This window comes from Streptomyces sp. NPDC023838 (assembly GCF_040639555.1).
Lineage (GTDB): Bacteria > Actinomycetota > Actinomycetes > Streptomycetales > Streptomycetaceae > Streptomyces.
This window is the reverse complement of sequence record NZ_JBFAAD010000012.1, coordinates 52,892-73,828: the sequence shown is the minus strand read 5'-3', so window position 1 is coordinate 73,828 and position 20,937 is coordinate 52,892. Positions and strand designations below refer to the sequence as shown.

15 protein-coding genes and 1 pseudogene are annotated in these 20,937 nt (G+C 72.9%); 7 read left to right on the top strand and 9 right to left on the bottom strand.

Annotation, left to right across the window (positions count from 1 at the left end; genetic code table 11):
* Positions 1-207: 207 nt before the first annotated feature.
* The 3 genes from AB0G17_RS17305 (at position 208) to AB0G17_RS17295 (ending at position 5,785) form a co-directional block, all read left to right on the top strand.
* Positions 208-4,128, top strand: a complete 3,921-nt coding sequence (locus AB0G17_RS17305) for a tetratricopeptide repeat protein (protein WP_361382570.1) — start codon at positions 208-210, stop codon at positions 4,126-4,128.
* Positions 4,129-4,192: 64 nt separating this feature from the next.
* Positions 4,193-4,606 (top strand): hypothetical protein, encoded by a 414-nt coding sequence (locus tag AB0G17_RS17300; protein WP_361382567.1) that lies wholly within the window; start codon positions 4,193-4,195, stop codon positions 4,604-4,606.
* 54 nt (positions 4,607-4,660) lie between these two features.
* Positions 4,661-5,785 carry a helix-turn-helix domain-containing protein gene (locus AB0G17_RS17295; RefSeq protein ID WP_361382564.1) on the top strand — a complete coding sequence of 375 codons (1,125 nt, stop codon included), beginning with the start codon at positions 4,661-4,663 and terminating at the stop codon, positions 5,783-5,785.
* Positions 5,786-5,836: 51 nt separating this feature from the next.
* Here the strand turns inward: AB0G17_RS17295 and AB0G17_RS17290 are convergent.
* The 4 genes and pseudogenes from AB0G17_RS17290 to AB0G17_RS17275 form a co-directional block, all read right to left on the bottom strand.
* Positions 5,837-6,964: pseudogene (locus tag AB0G17_RS17290) on the bottom strand (MFS transporter); the annotation flags it as partial.
* A gap of 176 nt (positions 6,965-7,140) precedes the next feature.
* Positions 7,141-8,190, bottom strand: coding sequence for a Zn-dependent alcohol dehydrogenase (locus AB0G17_RS17285; RefSeq protein ID WP_361382561.1), 1,050 nt, complete (start codon positions 8,188-8,190; stop codon positions 7,141-7,143).
* Positions 8,187-9,374: an acyl-CoA dehydrogenase family protein gene (locus AB0G17_RS17280; protein WP_361382558.1), complete on the bottom strand. Its 1,188-nt coding sequence runs from the start codon at positions 9,372-9,374 to the stop codon at positions 8,187-8,189. The genes AB0G17_RS17285 and AB0G17_RS17280 overlap by 4 nt, the downstream gene beginning before the upstream one ends.
* Before the next feature lie 589 nt (positions 9,375-9,963).
* Positions 9,964-10,902 carry an SDR family oxidoreductase gene (locus AB0G17_RS17275; RefSeq protein ID WP_361382555.1) on the bottom strand — a complete coding sequence of 313 codons (939 nt, stop codon included), beginning with the start codon at positions 10,900-10,902 and terminating at the stop codon, positions 9,964-9,966.
* Between the two features lie 86 nt (positions 10,903-10,988).
* Between AB0G17_RS17275 and AB0G17_RS17270 the strand changes: the two genes are divergently transcribed.
* Positions 10,989-11,936 (top strand): cyclase family protein, encoded by a 948-nt coding sequence (locus tag AB0G17_RS17270; protein WP_361382551.1) that lies wholly within the window; start codon positions 10,989-10,991, stop codon positions 11,934-11,936.
* A 294-nt stretch (positions 11,937-12,230) separates the two neighbouring features.
* Here AB0G17_RS17270 and AB0G17_RS17265 read toward each other — a convergent pair whose 3' ends face one another.
* The 4 genes from AB0G17_RS17265 to AB0G17_RS17250 all read right to left on the bottom strand — a co-directional run bounded on the left by AB0G17_RS17265 (position 12,231) and on the right by AB0G17_RS17250 (position 16,308).
* A complete protein-coding gene (locus AB0G17_RS17265) occupies positions 12,231-12,722 on the bottom strand; it encodes an ATP-binding protein (protein ID WP_361382548.1) in 492 nt (163 codons plus the stop codon).
* A 393-nt stretch (positions 12,723-13,115) separates the two neighbouring features.
* A complete protein-coding gene (locus tag AB0G17_RS17260; protein WP_361382545.1) occupies positions 13,116-13,988 on the bottom strand; it encodes an acyl-CoA dehydrogenase family protein in 873 nt (290 codons plus the stop codon).
* Positions 13,988-15,121 (bottom strand): acyl-CoA dehydrogenase family protein, encoded by a 1,134-nt coding sequence (locus AB0G17_RS17255; RefSeq protein ID WP_361382542.1) that lies wholly within the window; start codon positions 15,119-15,121, stop codon positions 13,988-13,990. Before AB0G17_RS17255 ends, AB0G17_RS17260 begins: the two co-directional genes overlap by 1 nt.
* Positions 15,121-16,308: an amidohydrolase family protein gene (locus AB0G17_RS17250; protein WP_361382539.1), complete on the bottom strand. Its 1,188-nt coding sequence runs from the start codon at positions 16,306-16,308 to the stop codon at positions 15,121-15,123. Before AB0G17_RS17250 ends, AB0G17_RS17255 begins: the two co-directional genes overlap by 1 nt.
* 153 nt (positions 16,309-16,461) lie before the next feature.
* On the opposite strand from AB0G17_RS17250, the gene AB0G17_RS17245 reads away from it, so the two are divergent.
* On the top strand, positions 16,462-17,970 hold the full coding sequence (locus tag AB0G17_RS17245; protein ID WP_361382536.1) for an AMP-binding protein: 1,509 nt from the start codon (positions 16,462-16,464) through the stop codon (positions 17,968-17,970).
* A gap of 353 nt (positions 17,971-18,323) precedes the next feature.
* Here AB0G17_RS17245 and AB0G17_RS17240 read toward each other — a convergent pair whose 3' ends face one another.
* On the bottom strand, positions 18,324-18,698 hold the full coding sequence (locus tag AB0G17_RS17240) for an STAS domain-containing protein (protein ID WP_361382533.1): 375 nt from the start codon (positions 18,696-18,698) through the stop codon (positions 18,324-18,326).
* A 241-nt stretch (positions 18,699-18,939) separates the two neighbouring features.
* Here AB0G17_RS17240 and AB0G17_RS17235 point away from each other — a divergent pair, with 241 nt between their 5' ends.
* Entirely contained in the window at positions 18,940-19,521 is a 582-nt protein-coding gene (locus AB0G17_RS17235; RefSeq protein ID WP_361382530.1) for a sigma factor, read from the top strand.
* Entirely contained in the window at positions 19,518-20,786 is a 1,269-nt protein-coding gene (locus tag AB0G17_RS17230; protein WP_361382527.1) for a zf-HC2 domain-containing protein, read from the top strand. The genes AB0G17_RS17235 and AB0G17_RS17230 overlap by 4 nt, the downstream gene beginning before the upstream one ends.
* Positions 20,787-20,937: the final 151 nt, after the last annotated feature.

The window sequence follows — 20,937 nt, the reverse complement described above, 5'->3', positions numbered from 1 at the left end:
AGCCTGGCGGGGCGGTCCCGGTCCGTACGAGTGGCTGGATAGCCATGGTTCGCAGGGATCGGGCCAGAGGGCGGCCGGTGGAGCGCCGGGACGACGGCCAGGGATCCGGCCACCGGGTTCGGGCCACACGCCAGGGCCGGAGTGTCTATCCTCGCACTCACACTGAGTGGTTGGGGATCCACTCGTGGTGATCATGGGGGTGAGGGCATGGCCGAGCCGCTGACCGAACGGCTGTTGGTCGACTTGCGCGACGACGGCCGGGTGCAGGTGTCCTCCTGGCCCGCGGCGGAGCAGGCGCCGAACCCGGCGGGGGAGCCGGTCGAGCTGGTGTGGCCGCTGGACGAGCAGGAGATGGCGGACCTGCGGTGGTATCTGGAGCAGTATCTGCGGATGCCGTTCGGCGTGTACGAGCAGCGCGGGCCGCGGGTGGCGGAGCGGCTGCCCGAGTGGGGCGCCCGGATCTTCTCGGCGCTGTTCGCGACGCCCGAGGCGAAGAAGGCGTACACGGAGGCACGCACGCGCGGCGGGAAGCTGGAGATCGTGCTGCGGTCGGGCTCCGCCGAGCGGCTGGGCCTGCCGTGGGAGCTGATGGCCGATCCGGCGCGCACGGTCCCGATCGCCCTCGACCAGGTGGCGGTCTCGCGCAGCCTCCAGACCGGCGACACCCATCAGGTGTTCACCGTTCCGGGCTCGCGTCTGCGCGTACTGATGGTGATCTCGCGGCCGGACGGCGAGGCGGACGTCGGCTACCAGATGATCGCCCGGCCGCTGCTGCGCCGCCTGGAGGCGGTGCGCGGGAGCGTGGAGCTGGTGGTGCTGCGGCCGCCGACCCTGGAGCGGCTGGAAGAGGTGCTGACGCGGGCGCGCGAGGACGGTGAGCCGTTCCAGGTGGTGCACTTCGACGGCCACGGCGTCTTCGGCCGGCCGCCGGACTCCGGCGGCTGGGGCCCGATGATGTTCCGGCAGTCGGGCCCGCAGGGAATGCTGGCGTTCGAGAAGAGCGGCGGCGGCAGCGACCTGGTGCCCGCGGGCCGGGTGGCGCAGGTGCTCGCCGGGGCGCAGGTGCCGGTGGCGGTCCTCAACGCCTGCCAGTCGGCGGTCGTCGGTTCCCAGGTCGAGGCGGCGGTGGCGACCCGGCTGATGCAGGAGGGCGTGGCCTCGGTGGTGGCGATGGCGTACAGCGTGTACGCGGTGGCCGCGGCCGAGTTCATGGCCGCCTTCTACGAGCGGCTGTTCGCGGGCGACCGCATGGCCGAGGCGGTCTCGGCGGGCCGCAGACGGCTCGCCCTCAACGACGAACGGCCGTCCCTCAAGGGGATGCTGACGCTGGCCGACTGGATGGTGCCGGTCTTCTACACCCGCAGCGAGGTGCGCTTCCCGGGGCTGCGCACCGAGCGCGAGTCGGCGGAGTCGCTGGACGGCATCCTCGACGCGATCCGCCGCCGTCCCGAGGGCGGCCAGGAGGCCGGGCCGGGCCAGGAGCTGGCCCCAGAGGGCGAGTTCATCGGCCGCGACGCGCTCTTCTACCGGCTGGACGTGGCCGCCCGGCTCCAGCGTGTGGTGGTCCTGCACGGCCCCGGCGGGACCGGCAAGACGGAGCTGGCCAAGGCGTTCGGGCGCTGGTGCCGTGACACCGGGGCGGTCGACCGGCCGGAGTGGGTGATCTGGCACTCCTTCGAGCCCGGCGTGGCCTCGTTCGGCCTCGACGGCGTCGTCAACGCGATCGGGCGGCGCGTCTTCGGGGAGAAGTTCGACACCCAGTTCGTCATGCTCGACGCGGCGCAGCGCCAGGAGGCGGTCGAGCGGGCGCTGAAGACCCGGCGCGTGCTGCTGCTGTGGGACAACTTCGAATCGGTACGGGAGATGCCGGACCGGGGGCAGGCCACACCGCCGCTGCCGGAGCCCGAGCAGCGCGAGATGCGCGCGTTCCTGTCCCGCCTGGCCCGTGACAGCGGCAGCACGGTCGTCATCACCAGCCGCTCCGACGAGGACTGGCTGGGTGAGGGGATCCGCCGCATCCGGGTCGACGGCCTGGACACGGAGGAGGCCACCCAGTACGCCGAGCAGCTGCTCGCCCCGTATCCGCACACCCGCAAGACCCGCGAGTCGCGCGCGTTCGGCGAGGTGATGCAGTGGCTGGACGGCCATCCGCTGAGCATGCGGCTGGTGCTGCCGCATCTGGACACCACGAGCGCGGCCGATCTGCTCGACGGGCTGCGGGGCATCAGGGCGCTGCCGGGGAACGGCAATGGTGGCCGGACCACTTCGCTGGCGGCGAGCATCGCGTACTCCTTCGATCATCTGGCGGAGGAGGATCAGCGGGCGATGACGGCGCTCAGCCTGTTGCAGGGCGTGGCGGATCCGAACGTGCTGGCGGCCTTCTCCGCCATGGGCAGGGTGCCCGAGCCGTTCCGCGGTCGCACCGCCGAGAAGTGGGGACAGCTGCTCGGCCGGGCCTGCGCCCTGGGCCTGCTGTCCCCGGGCCCGGTCGGGACGTACCGGATCCACCCGGCGTTGCCGGCCTATCTGACCGACCGCTGGAAGACCCAGGCGGCCGACGCATACGCGGAGGAGCGCGCGGCCACCGTCGAGGCCCTGTTGGACGCTCACGTCGTCTTCAGCGTCCGGCTCACCGAAGGACTCGACGGCGAACACGCCCAGCTCGCGGTGGTGCTGATCACCGCCCACCGCCGGATGCTGGGGAGCATGCTCGGCTCCGCCCTCGACCAGCAGATGTGGGAGCACGCACAGCTGATCGCCCAGCTCCTCGACGCCTACTGGGACATGCGGGGCCTCGGCGAGGAGGCCCGAGGCTGGACCGCCCGCATGCGGCTGGCCGTGGAGGGGCCGGGCGGCACCCCGCCCGACCCGGGCACCCCGGCAGGGGACCTCTGGGCGTACGCCACCGGGTCGCAGGCCAACCGGGAGCTCGTGGCCGGCCGGCTCGACCAGGCCGAAAGCACGTACCGCTCCCACCTCCAAGCCCTGCTGGCCGGCCCGGAGAGCCCCGGACAGCGCAAGAACCTCGCCACCGGGTACCACCAGATCGGCATGGTCGCCCAGCACCGGGGACGGCTGGAGGAGGCCGAGGAGTGGTACCGCAAGTCCCTCGCCATCGAGGAACTCCTCGCCAACCGCTCCGGCATGGCCAGCAGCTACCACCAGCTCGGCATCGTCAGCCAGCTACGAGGCCGGATGGCCGAAGCCGAGGAGTGGTACCGCAAGTCCCTCGCCATCACGCAGGAGCTGGGCAACTGGGTTGGTATCGCCAGCAGTTACCACTCGCTGGGCATGGTCGCCCAGCACCGAGGGCGCCTGGAGGAGGCGGAGAAGTGGTACCGCAAGTCCCTCGCCATCGCTGAGAGGTTGGGCAACCGGGGAGCGACGAGCAGCAGTTACCACCAACTCGGCATCGTCAGCCAACTGCAGGGGCGGCTCGCGCACGCGGAGGAGTGGTACCACCGGTCCCTCGCCATCGAAGAGGACCTCCGCAACAGGCCCGGTATGGGGAGCAGTTACCACCAGCTCGGCATCATCAGCCAACTGCAGGGGCGGCTCGCGGAGGCCGAGGAGTGGTACCACAAGTCCCTCGCCATCAAAGCGGATCTCGGCGACCTGATGGCCGTCGCCACCGGTTACCACCAGCTCGGCGCCGTCAATCACACGCGCGGCCGGCTGGAAGAGGCGGAGGAGTGGTACCGCAAGTCCCTCGCCATCAAGGAGGATCTCGGCAACCGGCCCGGCATGGCCGGCAGCTACCACTCGCTGGGCATGATCGCCCAGGCCCGCGGCCGGTTCCCGGAGGCCGGGGAGTGGTACGGCAAGGCCCTCGCCATCAGGAGAGACCTTGACGACCTGCCGGGCATGGCCCTGACGTACGGGAACCTCGGCGCCCTTGCCCTGGCGCAGGACCGGCCGGACGTGGCGCTGGAGTGGACCGTCAGATGCGTGTCGCAGTTCGAGGAGGTCCCGCACCCCGAGACCGGGCACGGCCCCGCGCGCCTGAGGGGGCTGACCGAACTGCTCGGTCTGGCCGCCCTGGAGCAGGCCTGGCAGGCCGTCACGGGAAGTCCGCTCCCCGCCGCCGTACGCCAGTACGCCCTTACGCCAGCGCCCACCACCGACTGACCCCGATCGACTGATCCCGACCGGCCGATCCCAACCGGCTGATCCCCCAGGAGGGCTTCCGCACATGGCCGACCCCATCGCCGAATCCACCGACCCCGTCGAGCTCGGCGCCCGAGCCGCCGCCCGGCGGCTCGCCGCGCAGACCTACCCGGGGCTTCCCGACGACGTGGAGGCCGCGCTGTACGCGCGCGGCGCCGCCGCCCGACCCGATCAGTACACCGACGTCGCCTCCCTCGGCGCGCTCGTCGTGAGCATCGCTACCCTGGCCTGGACGGTCTACAACGACCTGAAGAGCCGGGCGGCCGCGCCCCCGCGCGAGGTGACCGTACGGCACGTGCACGACAGGCTGGTCCGGGACGACGCACTGCCGCCCGCGCTGGGCCCCGCCGAGCGGGACCGGATCATCGTCGTCACCGTGGACGAGATCCTCGACGCGGCGGCCCGGCAGGAGGAGCCGGGAGGGCAGGCGTCGCCGTAGCGGGATGGCCGGATAGGTATGGTCCGCAGGGATCGGGCCACCTAGACTCGGCCCATGGCCCCGCCCCCGCCCCCGCCGACGCCGACGCCCCACCGCATAGTCGTCCTCGCCCTGGACGGCCTGCTCCCCTTCGAGCTCGGCATCCCGCAGCGCATCTTCGGGCGGGCGCGGAGCGCGGGCGAGGGGCGGGTGGCGCTGTACTCCGTCACCACCTGCTCGGTCCGGGCGCCGGGGCCCGTGCAGACCGACGCCGACTTCGCCGTGCTCGTGGAGAACGGGCCCGAGGCGCTCGCCCTCGCGGACACCGTCGTCGTGCCCGCCTCGCACGAGCTGGGGCCGGTGTACGAGGAGGGGGTGCTCACGCCCGAGCTGGCGGCGGCGTTCGCGTACGTACGGCCCGGTACGCGCATGGTCTCCATCTGCACCGGCAGCTATGTGCTGGCCGCCGCCGGGTACCTCGACGGGCGGCCCGCCACCACCCACTGGCGGCACGCCGAGCACTTCCAGCGGCTCTTCCCGTCCGTCGACGTCGACCCGGACGTGCTCTTCGTCGACGACGGGGACGTGCTGACCTCGGCCGGGGTCGCCGCCGGGATCGATCTCTGCCTGCATCTGGTGCGGCGCGACCACGGGGCGGCGGTCGCCAACGACGTGGCGCGGCGGACCGTGGTCCCGCCGCACCGGGACGGCGGCCAGGCCCAGTACATCGAACGGCCGCTACCCCAGCCGCAGTTGGCGACCACGACCGCCGCCCGCGCCTGGGCGCTCGGGCGCCTCGACGAGCCGATCCAGCTGCGGGACATGGCGGAGCAGGAGGCGATGTCCGTACGGACGTTCACGCGCCGGTTCCGTGAGGAGACGGGGATGAGCCCGGGGCAGTGGCTCACCCAGCAGCGCGTCGAGCGGGCCCGGCATCTGCTGGAGTCCAGCGACCTGTCCGTGGACCGGATCGCGCGGGCGGCAGGGTTCGGCACGGCGACCTCACTGCGCCAACACCTACAGGCTGCGCTCGGGGTCCCGCCGACCGTCTACCGGCGCACTTTCCGGGCCGCCGGAAGCGGCACGGTCGGCAGTCTCGTCGGAAACAGCCCCGCCGGAAGCGCCCCCGCCCGAAGCAGTCCCGCCGGAAGCGGCCCCGTCGGAAGCAGTCCCACCAGACGCGGCCCCCTGCCCCGCTGAGCCCGCCGCCCCCTCGCGGGCCGGTTCGCGAACCGGTTCGCGCAGCACGCCGATCACCGTCAGCAGCAGCGTCAGGCCCACCCCCGCCAGGATCGCCGTCGACGGGGCGACCGAGCGCAGCAGGACGCCGGAGAGGGTGCCGGTGACCGCGTAACCGGCGCCCACGGCCGCGTACATCACCGAGTATCCGGCGGCCAGCGCGCTCGGTGGGAGCACCTCGCGCAGCAGCAGGTTGCGGGTGAGCATCGCCCCGGCCTGCAGGATGCCCGCGAGCGCCAGGAGCACGGCGAGCCAGACCGCGCCCGGCACCAGCGCGACGAGCGCCACGCACCCCGAGACCGCGAGCAGCAGCACCAGGCTCTGCGCGCGCAGGGCCCCGGGCCACGTGCGCAGCCCGTACACGAAGGCGCCCGCCGCCGACCCGGCCGAGAACGCGGCGAGCAGCGGGCCCGCCCAGCCGAGCGCGATCCCGCGCTGCTCCAGGAGCGCGGGCAGGACGAGTTCGGCCAGGGCCAGCAGGGAGATGCCGGCCGCGCCGGTCACGTACACCGGCCAGGCCCGCCACAGCACCCGGCGCATCGGCTCGCCGCCCCGGTCGGCGGTGTCGGCCTTCCAGCCCGGCGGCAGCGCCCACAGCCCGGCGACGGCGGCGGCCATCAGCCCGGCCGCGAGCAGCATCGGCAGGTACGGGCGGACGCTCAGCGCCAGCCAGGTGGTGACGGCCGGGGCCACCGACCAGATGCCGAAGATCAGCATCGACTCGCCGCTGACCGCCTGCGCGACCGCCCGCTCGGGCACCATCTGGGCGAGCATGGCGCGCAGTCCCCCGGAGGTCGCGGCGGGCGCCGCCCCGGCGACGAACGCGGCGGCGCCGAGCACGACCGGATGCCCGTCGTGGGCGAGGCCGAGCGCGGCGAACCCCACCGCCCCGCCCGCGAGCCCCACGGCCAGGTGCGGCCGTGCCCGCTCGGCGTGCATCCGCATGCCGAGCAGGGGGGCGCCGACGATCTCGCCGAGGACGTAGACGGCGGCGAGCACGGCTCCGAGGGTGTATCCGCCGGGCCGGTCGCGGACCATGAAGACGACGGCCAGCGGCGCCATCGCGACCGGAGCGCGCGCCCCGACTGCGACAAGTGCCCAGGTCAGGACGGGGCGCGTGGCGAGATCGCGGTAGCTCATGGGGCGAAGATAGCCGGGGGGCGGGGGGTGACCTCAAGCGCTTATCGGGATGCTTATCGGGGCGGGGCCCGCGGGCTGACGGGCCCTCAGGCGGTCAGCCGTCGGCGCGGGACCCGTGACTCGACCGGCCCTCAGAAGGTCAGCCGTCGGCGCGGGACCCACGAGCCGACCGGTCCTCAAAAAATCAGCACCCCGCGCGCCACCCTCCCCTGCCGCGCGTCGTCCACCGCCTTGGCGAAGTCCTCCACCGGGTACGTCTCGGTCACCAGCTCGTCGAGGAGCAGGGCGCCCGTGCGGTACAGCTCGGCGTACCGGGGGATGTCGTGCTGGGGGCGTGAACTCCCGTACCGGCAGCCGAGGATGGACTTGTCCAGGAACATCGCGGCGGGCGCGAAGGTCGCCTCGGCACTCGGCGCGGGCATGCCGAGCAGGACCGCCTGGCCGTGCCGGTCGAGCAGGTCGACGGCCTGCCGGACGAGCCCGACGTGGCCGACGCACTCGAAGACGTGGTCGGCGCCGGTGGGCAGCACCTCCCGTACGCCGTCCACCGACGCCAGGAAGTGGGTGGCGCCGAACTGCCGGGCGGCGGCCTCCTTCGCCGGGTTGGTGTCGACCGCGACGACCGTGCGCGCGCCCGCGATCCGGGCGCCTTGCAGGACGTTGAGGCCGATACCGCCGGTGCCGATGACGACGACGGTGTCGCCCCGGTCGACGCGGGCCCGGTTGAGGACCGCGCCCACGCCGGTGAGGACGGCGCACCCGATGAGGGCGGCGGAGGCGAGCGGCAGGTCGGCGGGGATCTTCACGGCCTGGACGGCCTTGACCACCGTACGTTCGGCGAAGGCGGAGTTGGAGGCGAACTGGTGGACCGGGGCGCCGCCCCGCGAGAACGGCCGCCCGGGCCGGCCGATCGCGCGGCGGCACATGGTGGGCCGGCCCCGGTCGCAGTCGGCGCACGCCCCGCAGTTGGCGAGGGTGGAGAGCGCCACGTGGTCGCCGGGGGCGACATGGCCGACGCCCGCCCCGACCGCCTCGACGACGCCCGCGCCCTCGTGGCCGAGCACCACGGGGACGGGGAAGGGGATCGTCCCGTCGATGACGGAGAGGTCGGAGTGGCAGAGCCCGGCGGCCGCGATCGCCACCCGCACCTCGCCGGGCCCCGGGCCCCGTACCTCCAGATCGTCGACCACCTGCGCGTGCGTACCGTCGAACAGAACACCTCTCACTGGCCCCGTGCCTCCCTCGGCAGGCCGAGCACGCGCTCGGCGATGATGGTGCGCTGGATCTCGTCCGAGCCGCCGTAGATGGTGTCGGCCCGGGAGAAGAGGAACAGCCGCTGGGCGGCGTCGAGTTCGTACGGTTCCGACTCGCTCCAGTCGTACGGTCCGGCCGTCGCGGCCGCGCCCCGTACGGCCATGGCGAGCTCACCGAGGCGCTGGTGCCAGCCGCCCCAGAGGAGTTTGGCGACGCTGGGGGCGGCGGGGTCGGGGCCGCCGCCGAGGGTGCGCAGGGCGTTCCACCGCATGGTGCGCAGCTCGGCCCACTGGCGGACGAGACGCTCGCGGAGGAGGGGGTCGGCGGTGTCCCGCGCTTTTTCGAGCACTCGCTCCAACTCCTCCCCGAAGCCGATCTGTTGGGCGAGGGTGGAGACGCCGCGCTCGGCGGCGAGCAGGTCCATGGCGACACGCCAGCCGTTGCCCTCGCCGCCGACGACGTGGTCGGGGTGCGCGCGGGCGCCGTCGAAGAACACCTCGTTGAACTCGCTCGTCCCCGTCAGCTGCCGGATCGGCCGGACCTCGACGCTGCCGTCCGGCTGGTCCATGGGAACGAGGAGGAGGGAGAGGCCGTGGTGCCGGTGCGAGCCGGCTTCGGTACGGGCGAGCACGAAGCACCAGTCGGCTTCGTGGGCGTGCGAGGTCCAGATCTTCTGGCCGGTGACGCGGTACGTGTCGGGGGGGCGGGGGGAGGTGGTGCGGGCGGAGGGGGTGCGGGCGGAGGGGGTGCGGATGGCCGTGGTGCGGATGGCGGCGAGGTCGGAGCCGGCGCCGGGTTCGCTGTAGCCCTGGCACCAGATCGCCTCGCCACGGGCGATGGGGGGCAGGAACTGGTCCTTCTGGGCCGCCGTGCCGTGGGCGAGGAGGGTGGGCGCGAGGAGGTTTTCGCCGATGTGGCCGAGGCGGGGCGGGGTGTGGGGCGTGCGGGCGTACTCCTCGGCCCAGACGACCTGTTGGGTGAGGGTGGCGGTGCGGTTCCCGTACGGGGTGCGGCCCCAGCCGAGGCCGATCCAGCCGTCCGCGCCGAGCGTGCGTTCCCACTGGCGGGGGGTTGCCTCGGCCGGCGGGTGCGCGTCGAGCCAGGCGCGGGCGTCGCGGCGGAACGCGTCGTCGCTGGGCGAGAACCGGAAGTCCATGCGCTTGCCTCCTGGTCGCGTGTGGCTTTCCCCCACCCCGCCCGTTCCCTTAAGCCCTCCGGCGGGCGGCCGGGGGGTCGGGGGGCTGCGTGGGGCTGCACCCCCAGACCCCGGTTTTGCCTGCGGGCCGGTGGGGGCTTGTCGCGCAGTTCCCCGCGCCCCTAAAGGCCCGGCCGGTGGTCGAGTGCGGGCCGGTGGGGGTAAAAGCCTGGCCGTCGTTCAGGTGCGGGTCGCGTGTGGCCGAGCGCGCAGTTCCCCGCGCCCCTAAAGGCCGGGCCGGTGGTCGAGTGCGGGTTCGCACATGTCACAGGCCCGCGCCCCTGAAGATGCGAGGTAGGCAGCAACCGCAACCCCCTCAGGGGCGCGGGGCTGTGACATATGCGGCTCCGCCGCGCGGGCGCGGCCGGCCCCCACCGGCCCGCGGACGAAACCCAGGCCCAAAAGGGGCGCGGGGAACTGCGCGACCAGCCCACCACCGGCCCGCAGACGAACGGAGACCCGCGGGGTGCAGGGGCCGCAGGCCCCGCGACGGGGGCCGGGGGCGTAGCCCTCGGGAGAATCAGCCTTACCCCCACCACCCCCGGAGGGTTTAGGGAAGGGGCGGGGTGGGGGCTACGACATTCGGGCGCGCCCCCGCACCCGCCGCCCGCTCCATCTCCCCCACCCGTTCCAGCAACGGCATCGGATCCACCCCCACACCCCCCGGCAAGAACGACGCGATCCGCTCCGGCGTCCACGTACCCTCCGCCACATACCCCGCCCGCAACTCCCGCGGCTGCGCCCACACCGCGATCTTGGGCCCGGCGACCGTGTACACCTGCCCGGTGATCCCCGCCGACCGGGCCCGCTCGCTGAGCAGGTAGACCACGAACGCCGCCACGTCCTCCGGCTCCCCGATCTCCGTAAGCTCCATGGGGACGTTGGCGGACATCCGCGTACGGGCGACCGGCGCGACCGCGTTGGCCGTGACGCCGTACTTGTGCAGACCCAGCGCCGCGCTGCGGACCAGCGAGATCACGCCCCCCTTCGCCGCGCTGTAGTTCGCCTGCGCCACACTCCCCTGGTGGTTCCCGCTGGTGAAGCCGATCAGCGTGCCGGACCCCTGCTGGCGCATCACCGCCGACGCCGCCCGGAACACGGTGAACGTGCCCTTGAGGTGCGTGGCCACCACCGGGTCCCACTCCTCCTCCGTCATGTTGAAGAGCATGCGTTCGCGCAGGATCCCCGCCACGCACACCACCCCGTCCACCCGGCCCCACCGGGTGAGCGCGGTGTCGACGATCCGCTGGCCGCCCGCCATCGTGGAGACGTCGTCGGCGACGGCCACCGCCTCGCCGCCCGCGGCCTCGATCTCCTTGACCACCGCCTCCGCGATGTCGCTGCTGGGCGAGGCGCCGTCGATCGAGACGCCGTAGTCGTTGACGACGACCTTCGAGCCCTCGGCCGCCGCCGCGAGCGCCACCGCGCGGCCGATGCCGCGCCCGGCGCCGGTCACGGCGACCACTTTGCCTGCCAAGAAGTTCCCCACGCCCGGCCCCTTCCCGCGGTTTCTGACGGACCGTTAGATTTTATGGCCCGGCAGGTACCGGAAGACAAGACCCATGGAGGCCCCACATGCCAGCCACCGCGTCCCCGTCCGCCCTGCCCCCCGAGTTCCACGAGATCGCCAAACGCGTCAACAACTGGGGCCGCTGGGGCCGGGACGACGAGATCGGGACCCTCAACCTCATCACCGACGACGTCGTACGCGCCGCCGCCGCCACCGTCCGCACCGGCCGCCGCGTCCCCCTCGCGCTACCCCTGGAGCAGAACGGCGTCCAGACCGGGCTGATCCCCGGCCGGGTCAACCCCCTGCACACGATGGTGCAGATCAACCAGGAGATCTTCGGCCCCGGCACCGTCGCCACCAGCGACGACGCGGTGACGTTCGGGCTCCAGGCCGCCACCCACTGGGACGCCCTCACCCACGCCTCGCACTCCGGCCGCATCTACAACGGCCGCCCCGCCACCACCATCACCGCCCACGGCGGCGCCGAGTTCAGCGGCATCGACAAGCCCCGCCACCTCGTCTCGCGCGGGGTCCTGCTCGACGTGGCCCGCGTCCACGGCGTGGACCGGCTGCCCGGTGGGCACGCAGTCACCCCGGAGGACCTGGCGGCCGCCGAGGAACTGGGCCGCGTCACCGTACGGGCCGGCGACATCGTGCTCGTACGCACCGGGCAGATCCAGCTCTGCCTCGGCGGCGACAAGCACGGCTACGGATTCCCCTCGCCGGGCCTGTCCGTCCGTACGCCCGAGTGGTTCCACGCGCGCGATGTCGCGGCCGTCGCCAACGACACCCTCACCTTCGAGATCTTCCCGCCGGAGATCGAGGACCTGTGGCTGCCGGTGCACGCGCTGGACCTGGTCGAGATGGGGATGCTCCAGGGGCAGAACTGGAATCTCGAAGAGTTGTCCACAGCCTGTGCGCAAGAGGAGCGGTACGCGTTCTGGCTGTCGGCGATGCCCGAGCCGTTCGTGGGCGCCACGGGGACACCGGTCGCACCGGTCGCCGTGCTGTAGACGCACGGGCGGGCGCCAACGCACATCCAGGGGTGGCGGCGCGTCATGCGCACCCCGAGCACGGCACGGCGGCCGCCACCCGGCACGGCGTGCTCGCTCTGCTCCCCATGCCCTGAAGGAGCCTTGCCCTGAGCTCACGCCGAGCCACGACCCGCACTCGCCGAGGAGAGCCAGGACCGGCCCAGGACGGACCAGGGGCCAGTCCGCGCCCTCGGCGTCCCCTCGCGACGAATCGCTCATCCAAGGGTGATCAGACCACCACGGCGCGTCAACACCTAGTGAAAGCTATGCCGCTTACGCCCGATTTGTGACAGCGCACGACGGCTCATACGCGCCCGGCTCGAACGCCCCTCCCGTACGCTCCGGCGCGCCCCCGTCGCAGCACCGGTCCACCTCGCACCAGATCGACTTGCCCGCGCCCTCCGCCTGCCAGCCCCAGCGGTCGGCGAGGCCGTCGACCAGCTCCAGGCCCCGGCCGTTGGTGTCGTCGCCGTCCGCGTGGCGCGGCTTCGGGGCGCACGCGCTGGTGTCGGCCACCTCGACCCGGACCGTACCGCCGTCGGCCGGTCCTCCGACGGGGCCGAACAGCATCCGCAGCACGGCCGGACAGCCGGTGTGCACCACCGCGTTGGTGACGAGCTCCGAGATCAGCAGGATCAGCGTCTCGGCGAGCGGCTCGTCCAGCCGTATCCCGCACCCCGCCAGCCGTGAGCGGGCCCATCTGCGAGCGCGCCCCACCTCTGCGGGGTCGGCTCCGACCTCCAACTGAACCTGAAGCACCTGCACCGCTCACACCATCCGAACCGGCGGACACATCGCCTCGCGCCTCGACAAGTTCACGGAACGTGATTTCCTTACGAGACAGCATGGTTGACGTACAGTCACCGCAACAAGCGCTTCAGGCATATTCCAGCGCGAAGGAGTACGCGTGGTGCATACTGTGCGACGCACATTGCGGGGGGTCGAACAGGGGCGCGCAGGATACCTGGGGGATCGCACCCCACGGAGGGTACCCGAGGGCGGCCCCGACTCCGGCGTGTGACGAGTCCGGCTAAGGACACAACCAGGACACAACCCGGTATCGACGCTCAGTGACGCTTCATCACGCCTGGGCCAACGGCTCGTCAGACTGGCGCCCGCCACCCCACGTCCGGCGGAAACCCGTGGACGCGGCTGCGCTCACATCGCCTCCTCCAGCGCCGCCGCCAGCCGCTCCTGCGCCGGGGCCGTCGCCATCCACCGCTCGCGCCGCAGCCACGCCCGCTTCAGGTGCAGATGGACCTCGGCCTCCCAGGTGAAGCCCATTCCGCCGTGCACCTGGAGGCAGTCCCGGGCGCACCGCACCGCCGCCTCGTCGGCCAGCAGCTTGGCGCCCGCGATCTCCACCGGGTCGCCGGTCACCGCCGCCGCGTACACGGCGGCGCGGGCCACCTCGGTGCGGACCAGCATCCGCGCGCACAGGTGCTTCACCGCCTGGAAGGCACCGATGGGCTGCCCGAACTGCTCGCGCTCGCGGGCGTATTGGGCCGCCATGGCGGTGGTGCGGCCCGCGCTGCCCAGCTGCTCGGCGGCGGTCAGCAGCGCCCGCTCCGGCGGCCCCCCGTCCCCGCCGCCCGGGAGGCGGTGCAGGGGGGTGAGCGGGTCGGCCGAGCGGATCGGCTCGGCGCCGGTGACGTCTCCGAGTACGACGTCGGCCTCCTCCAGCCACTCCACCAGGCCCCCGTCGGGCGCGGTCACCACGGTCTCGCCCTCGGCCGCCCCGTCGACCAGGCCCGCCGCCAGATGCGTGGCGATCAGCGGGCCCGGCAGCAGCGCCCGCCCGGCCTCCTCGAAGACCAGCACCGCCTCGGGCAGCCCGAGCCCCACCCCGCCCGCCTCCTCCGGCAGCCGCAGCGCGAAGAACCCGGCTTCGCCGAGCGCGCGCCACAGGTCCCGGTCGAGCCCTCCCTCGTCGACGGCGGCTCGCAGCGCCGGGCCGTCGAAGCGCCGGGCGAGCAGCTCGCGTACGCCCGTCCTCAACGCCCGCTGGTCGTCGGTGAGTCGGAAGTCCATCAGCGGCCCTTCGGCAGGCCGAGGATCCGCTCGGCGACGATGTTCTGCTGGATCTGCGAGGTGCCGGCGGCGATGGTGTACGAGAGCGAGGAGAGCCGGTCCAGGGTCCACTCGCGGCCGAGGTCCAGGGCGTCGGGGCCGAGGACGGCGGCGGCCGCGTCGTACAGCTCCTGGCGCGCGTGCGAGTACCGGAGCTTGAAGACCGAGCCGCCGACCCCGGGGACGCCGCCGCTGCGCTCGGCCTCGCTCACGTTCCACTGGATCAGCCGCCACAGCGCGCAGAACTCGGCGTGCAGACAGCCCAGTTGGCGGCGGATCACCGGGTCGTCCCAGGTTCCGTTCTTGTGGGCCGCGCGGGCGATCTCCACCAGGACGCGGCGGCAGGCGACCACCTCGCCGACGAAGGCCGTGCCGCGCTCGTACGACAGCGTCACCATGGTCACGCGCCAGCCGTCGTTCTCGGCGCCGACCCGGTGGGTGACGGGGATCCGCACCTCGTCGAGGAAGAGCTGGGCGAACTCGTCCGACCCGGCGAGGGTGCGCAGCGGCCGCACCGTGATGCCGGGCGCGTCCATGGGCATCGCCAGCCAGGTGATGCCCCGGTGCTTCGGGGCGTCCGGGTCGGTGCGCACCAGCAGTTCGCACCAGTCGGCGACCTCCGCGTGCGAGGTCCAGATCTTGGAGCCGCTCACCACGTACGCGTCCCCGTCGCGCACCGCCCGGGTCCGCAGCGCCGCCAGGTCCGAGCCCGCGTCGGGCTCGCTGAACCCCTGGCACCACACCTCGTCCCCGCGCAGCACCGGCTCCAGCCACCGCGCGCGCTGCTCCTCGGTGCCCTCGGCGGCGATGGTGGGCCCCGCGTGCAGCAGCCCCACGAAGTTCGCGCCGACATAGGGCGCCCCGGCGCGCTCGGTCTCCTCCAGGAAGATCAGCCGCAGGGTGGCGGACGCGCCCCAGTGCACGCGCGCGTACCCCGCGTCGTACAGCATCCGCTGCCAGCCGGTGTCGTACGCGCGCCGCCCCGGCCAGTCCAGCGGGTCCGGCTTCGGCGGCAGCCCCGGCAGCACGGCGGCCAGCCATTCCCGCAGGCGCGCCCGGAACTCCTCTTCCTCCGGGGTGAAAGCCAGGTCCACTACAGGTCCAGGCCCAGCATGCGGATCGCGTTCCCCCGCATCAGCTTGTACACCGTCTCGTCGTCGAGACCCTTGACGTGGTCGAGGGCGACCTCCTTGGTGTGCGGGAAGGTCGAATCGACGTGCGGGTAGTCGGTCTCGAAGGTGGCGTTGTCGACGCCGACCGTCTCGATCGACGCGATGCCGTGCTTGTCGCGGAAGAAGCAGCAGAAGATCTGCCGGTAGTAGTACGTGGAGGGCGGCTCGGGGATCAGGTCGCGGACCCCGCCCCACGCGCGGTGCTCCTCCCACACGTCGTCGGCGCGCTCCAGGGCGTACGGGATCCAGCCCATCTGCCCTTCGGAGTACGCGAGCTTGAGGCGCGGGAACTTCACCAGGACGCCGGAGAAGAGGAAGTCCATCATCGAGGCCATGGCGTTGTTGAAGCTGAGCGAGGCCTGGACGGCGGGCGGGGCGTCGGGGGAGGCGGCGGGCATCTGCGAGCTGCTGCCGATGTGCATGTTGACGACTGTGCCGGTCTCCTCGCAGGCAGCGAAGAAGGGGTCCCAGTAGCCGGAGTGGATCGAGGGCAGCCCCAGATAGGTGGGGATCTCGGAGAACGTCACGGCCCGCACCCCGCGTGCGGCGTTGCGGCGGATCTCGGCGACGGCGAGGTCGATGTCCCACAGGGGGATGAGGCAGAGCGGGATGAGCCGCCCGCCGCTGTCCCCGCACCACTCCTCGACCATCCAGTCGTTGTAGGCGCGCACACAGGCGAGCGCGACCTCCTTGTCCTGGGCCTCGGCGAAGGTCTGCCCGCAGAACCGGGGGAAGGTGGGAAAGCAGAGACTGGCCTCGACGTGGTTGAGGTCCATGTCGTCGAGCCGCGCCTTGGGGTCCCAGCAGCCCCGCCGCATCTCTTCCCGCGTGATGCCGTCGAGCGTCATCTCATCCCGGGAGAACCCGACGGCGGCGATGATCCGCTTGTACGGGAAGAGCAGCCCCTCGTACTCCCACCAGTCGGTGATCTGGCCTGCCGGGTCCGTGGTGAACCGGTACTTTCCCCCGATGTACGCCAGTTCCCCGATCCCGGCGGTGAAGGGCTTCGGGCCCTTGTCGCGGTACTTGCCGGGGAGCCAGGTCTCGAAGAGGTGCGCGGGCTCGATCACATGGTCGTCGACGCTGACGATGCGCGGCAGTTCGGTCATGCGTGGCCTCCGGCCGGTCCGTATATCTGATGGCCCGTCAGAAATCAGGCTAGCCCCGGACCCCTGGACCGACAAGGCGCTGCGGCCTACGCTCTGCGCACGATCTGACTGCTCGTCAGTTCTCGTCAGTTACCACGGTCACTGGGGGTCGACGTGAACGACACCGCACACGCCCTGGGCGCCTCGCGCACCCTGTGGGAACTGGTCACCCGGCGCGCCTCCCTCACCCCCGACCGGCCCGTCCTGCTCCAGGACGACCGCGCCCTGAGCTTCGGCGAGCTGCGCGACCGCGCCGAGCGGGTGGCGGCGGGCCTGTACGGCATGGGGGTGCGGCCCGGCACCGTGGTCGCCTGGCAGCTGCCCACCCGGATCGAGACGGCCCTGCTCTCCTTCGCGCTGGCCCGGCTCGGCGCGGTGCAGTCGCCGGTGATCCCCTTCTACCGGGACCGTGAAGTGGGCTTCGCGCTACGGGAGTCGGGGGCGGAGTTCTTCGGGGTGCCGGGGGTGTGGCGCGGGTTCGACCACACCGCGATGGCGGTCCGACTGGGCGCGCGGGGCGTCTTCTCGGCGTACGAGACGCTTCCGGACGGCGACCCGGCCGTCCTGCCGCCCCCGCCCGCCGACGGCACCTCCGTCCGCTGGATCTACTGGACCTCCGGCACCACCTCCGACCCCAAGGGCGTGCTGCACACCGACCGCTCGCTGATCGCGGGCGGCTCGTGCCTGGCGCACGCGCTGCACCTGTCGGCGGACGACGTGGGCTCGATGGCGTTCCCGTACGCCCATATCGCCGGGCCCGACTACACGGTGATGCTCCTGCTGTACGGCTTCCCGGCGGTGATGTTCGAGCACTTCGCGCTGCCGGACGCGCTGGAGGCGTACCGCAAGCACGGTGTGACGGTGGCGGGCGGGTCGACCGCGTTCTACTCGATGTTCCTGGCCGAGCAGCGCAAGCGGCCGGGCACGAAGGTCATCCCCTCGCTGCGGCTGCTCGCGGGCGGGGGCGCGCCGAAGCCGCCGGAGGTCTACCGCTCCGTCGTACGGGACATGGGCGTCCAGCTCACCCACGGCTACGGCATGACCGAAGTCCCGATGATCACGATGGGTTCGCCGGACGACACGGAGGAGAACCTGGCGACGACGGAGGGGCGGCCGCCGGAGGGGATGGAGATACGGATCGTGGACGGGGAGGTGCGGCTGCGGGGGGAGGCCGTCTGCCAGGGGTATCTGGATCCGGCGCAGACCGCCGAGGCGTTCGACGCGGACGGGTTCCTGCGGACCGGTGACCTGGGGTTCGTGAAGGAGAGCGGGCATCTCGTGCTCACCGGCCGGCTCAAGGACGTGATCATCCGCAAGGGCGAGAACATCTCGGCGAAGGAGATCGAGGACCTGCTGGCCGCGCATCCGGCCGTCGGGGACGTGGCGGTGATCGGGCTGCCGGATGTGGCGCGGGGGGAGTTGGTGTGTGCGGTGGTCGAACAGCCGTCGGGGGCCGGTGAGTTGACCCTGGCCGAGGTCACCGCCTACCTGCGCGATCAGGGGCTGTCCGTGCACAAGCTGCCGGAGCGGCTGGAGGTGGTGGGGGCGCTGCCGCGCAACGAGACGTTGCGGAAGGTACTGAAGTATCGGTTGCGGGAGATGTTCGGGGGTGGCGGGGGCTGAGTGCTTGACTGCGGGCTGGTGGTGGCTTGTCGCGCAGTTCCCCGCGCCCCTTTCTGGCCCAGCCTTTGTCTGCGGCTGAGTGGGGGCTGGTCGCGCCGTTCCCCGCGCCCCTTTCTGGCCCGGCCTTTGTCTGCGGCTGAGTGGGGGCTGGTCGCGCCGTTCCCCGCGCCCCTTAAAACCCTCGTTCGTCCGCCGACCGTGCTGGGTTGCTCGCGCCGTTCCCCGCGCCCCTTAAATGCCGCTGCGCGGCAATCCCCTGGGCGGCCCGGAGGGGCGCATCTCAGGGGCGCGGGGAACTGCGCGAGCAACCCACCACCGGGCCGCAGACGAACCCCGGGCCCCCAGCGGAGCGTTCACGCGGAGAGGGGTTGCTCCTCCTCCCTCGCCGCCGCGTCCACGTCCCCGTACACGTCGAACAGGCGCCGTACCCCCAGGGCCGCCAGCACCCGGTTCACATGCGAGCCCTCGACCGCGCCCCGGGCCGGGAGGATCAGGCGGAGCCTGCCCCGGCAGGAGCGGATCAGGCGGCGGGTGGCGATCAGGACGCCGACGCCGCTGGAGTCGCAGAACAGCACCCCGGACAGATCGAGCACCAGATCGCGCCGGCCCGCCGCCACCGCGTCATGGACCACGCGCCTGACCTGCGGCGCCGTCACCAGGTCCAGTTCCCCGCGGACGCACACCACGGCCCATCCGCCCTGCTCGGCCTCGTTCACGATCAGCGTCACGCGTCCGGTACCTCTCTGTGCCGTCGGCCCCCGCCCGTCCCCGGCGCGCCTGCCCGGACCGGTCCGCGCGAAACCACTTCGCCACTATCACGACCTGCCGCTTCGGGGCGCACTTACCGCAAAGGAGCGTGTCTTCTCGGCCGGGCGCACTACATTCGAGGAGACACGAGTACACAGGGGTGCGGACAAAAGGCACAAAGAACGCACGACGGTACACGCGTAACACGGTTTGGGGAGCCGCATGGTGAAGGACGCACCACCTCGCTGGGACCGCAGGATGCAGCAGCGCCTGGCGCGCGGCGAGGCGGCCGCGCTCGGCGAGCTGTACGACCGGTTCGCCTCGCTCGTGCACAGCCTGGCCCACCGGGTGCTCGGCGAGGACTCCGCCGCCGACCAGATCACCCGCGAGGTGTTCGGTTACGTGTGGGAGAACCCGGACGCGTACGACCCCAAGCAGGGCTCCATGCGCTCCTGGGTCGCCAAGCTCACCCAGCGCCAGGCCGTGCTGCGGCTGCGCCAGGCCGAGGCGGCGCAGTACGCGGAGCACGGCGGCGGCTCCACCGAGGAGCTGGAGGCGAAGGTGCTGCGGGCCACGGCCGCCGCCCGCGCCGACTACATCGTGACGTCGATGCCCGCGCCGCTGCGCCAGGCCCTGGAGCTCGCGTACCACCAACGGCGCGACTACCGCCAGGCCGCCGCCGACCTCTCCATCAGCGAGGACGAAGCCCGGCGCCGGCTGCGGCTCGGACTCCAGCTGCTGTCCACGGCCAACACCCGCCCGCCGGAGGGCTCCTCGCCGCCCGGTTACGGACGTGCGCTGTGAACGGGCCCGCCGAGCACGGTCCTGCGCTTCCCGACGACGAGAACGGCACGCCGCGCATACCGCCACCGCGCCGGGCGGCGGACGACATCGAACGACTGCCGTCGCCGGGGCCGCTGCCGGAGCCGCTGCCGTCCTCCCCGTCGCCCTCGCCCTCGCCGAAGCCGGCCGCCCGTTCGCACGCCGTACTGAAATCGCTGCTCGGGGCGTGGGCGCTGACCGCGTGCTCGGCGGAGGAGACCGAGGCCGTGGAGGCGCACCTCACCGAGTGCGCGCCCTGCGCGGAGGAGGCGCTGAGGCTGCGCGACGCGGTGGGGCTGCTGCACACCGACCGCAGCCTGGACCTGGACCCGCTGCTGCGGTCCCGGGTCCTGGAGAACTGCCTGGGCCGGCGCCCGGCCCGTATCCCGGTGCCGGACTGGGCGTCCGCGTACGACGCGGAGGCCGCCCGGCTCGACGCCCTCCTCAATGACTTCGGCGACGCGGAGTGGCACGCGCCGGTACGGCTGAAGTGGTTCGAGCGCGAGCAGCAGGTGCAGCGCAAGACCACGGTCGCGGGCGTGATCGGCCATCTGATGGCCGTGGACGGGCTGGTGACGGCGGCGCTCGGCCTGGACGACCCGGCGGGCGCGGGCCTGCCGGCGGGTCCGACGGCGCGGACCGAGGCGTTCTGGACCTCGACGCGTTTTCCGCTGACGCGGGCGGTACGGGAGCCGTGGCGCGAGCAGACGCACACGCTGATCCGTACGGTGTCGTTCGCGGGCCGTGGCGCGGCCGAACTCGCCGTTCCCTACGGCGACTTCGCCCTTCCCCTCCAGGACGCGCTGCTCGACCGGGCCTTCGAGTGCTGGATCCACGCGGGGGACATCGCGGACGCGGTGGACTATCCGTACGACCCGCCGTCCGGGGCGCATATGCGCCAGATGATCGGGCTGGCGGCGCGGATCCTTCCGGACGTGCTGGCGGCCCGGCGGCGGGCGGGGCTGGCGGCGCCGCCGCGTCACCTGGTCGCGGCGGGGTCGCCCGGGCGCTCCCTCCGCCTCGAGATCGAGGGCGCGGGAGGAGGCGACTGGTACATCTCCCTCGACTCCCCCGCGGCGGTCGGCTCCCCCGACCACGAGGTGGGCCACATCGCCCTGGACGGCGTCGAGTTCTGCCGCCTGGCGGCGGGCCATGTGCCGCCGGAGGACGCGGCGGCGGGCCGCCTCGGCGACCACGAGGCGATCAGGGACGTCCTACTGGCGACGGCGTCGTTGAGCAGGCTTTAGGGCCCCCACCCCGCCCCTTCCCGAAACCCTCCGGGTGGGCGGGGGCGAAGGCGGTCTCCCGGGGGCTACGCCCCGGACCCCGGGCGGGGCCTGCGGCCCCTGCACCCCGGCAGCGTTCGTCTACAGGTCCTCTGTGGCTGGTCGCGCAGTT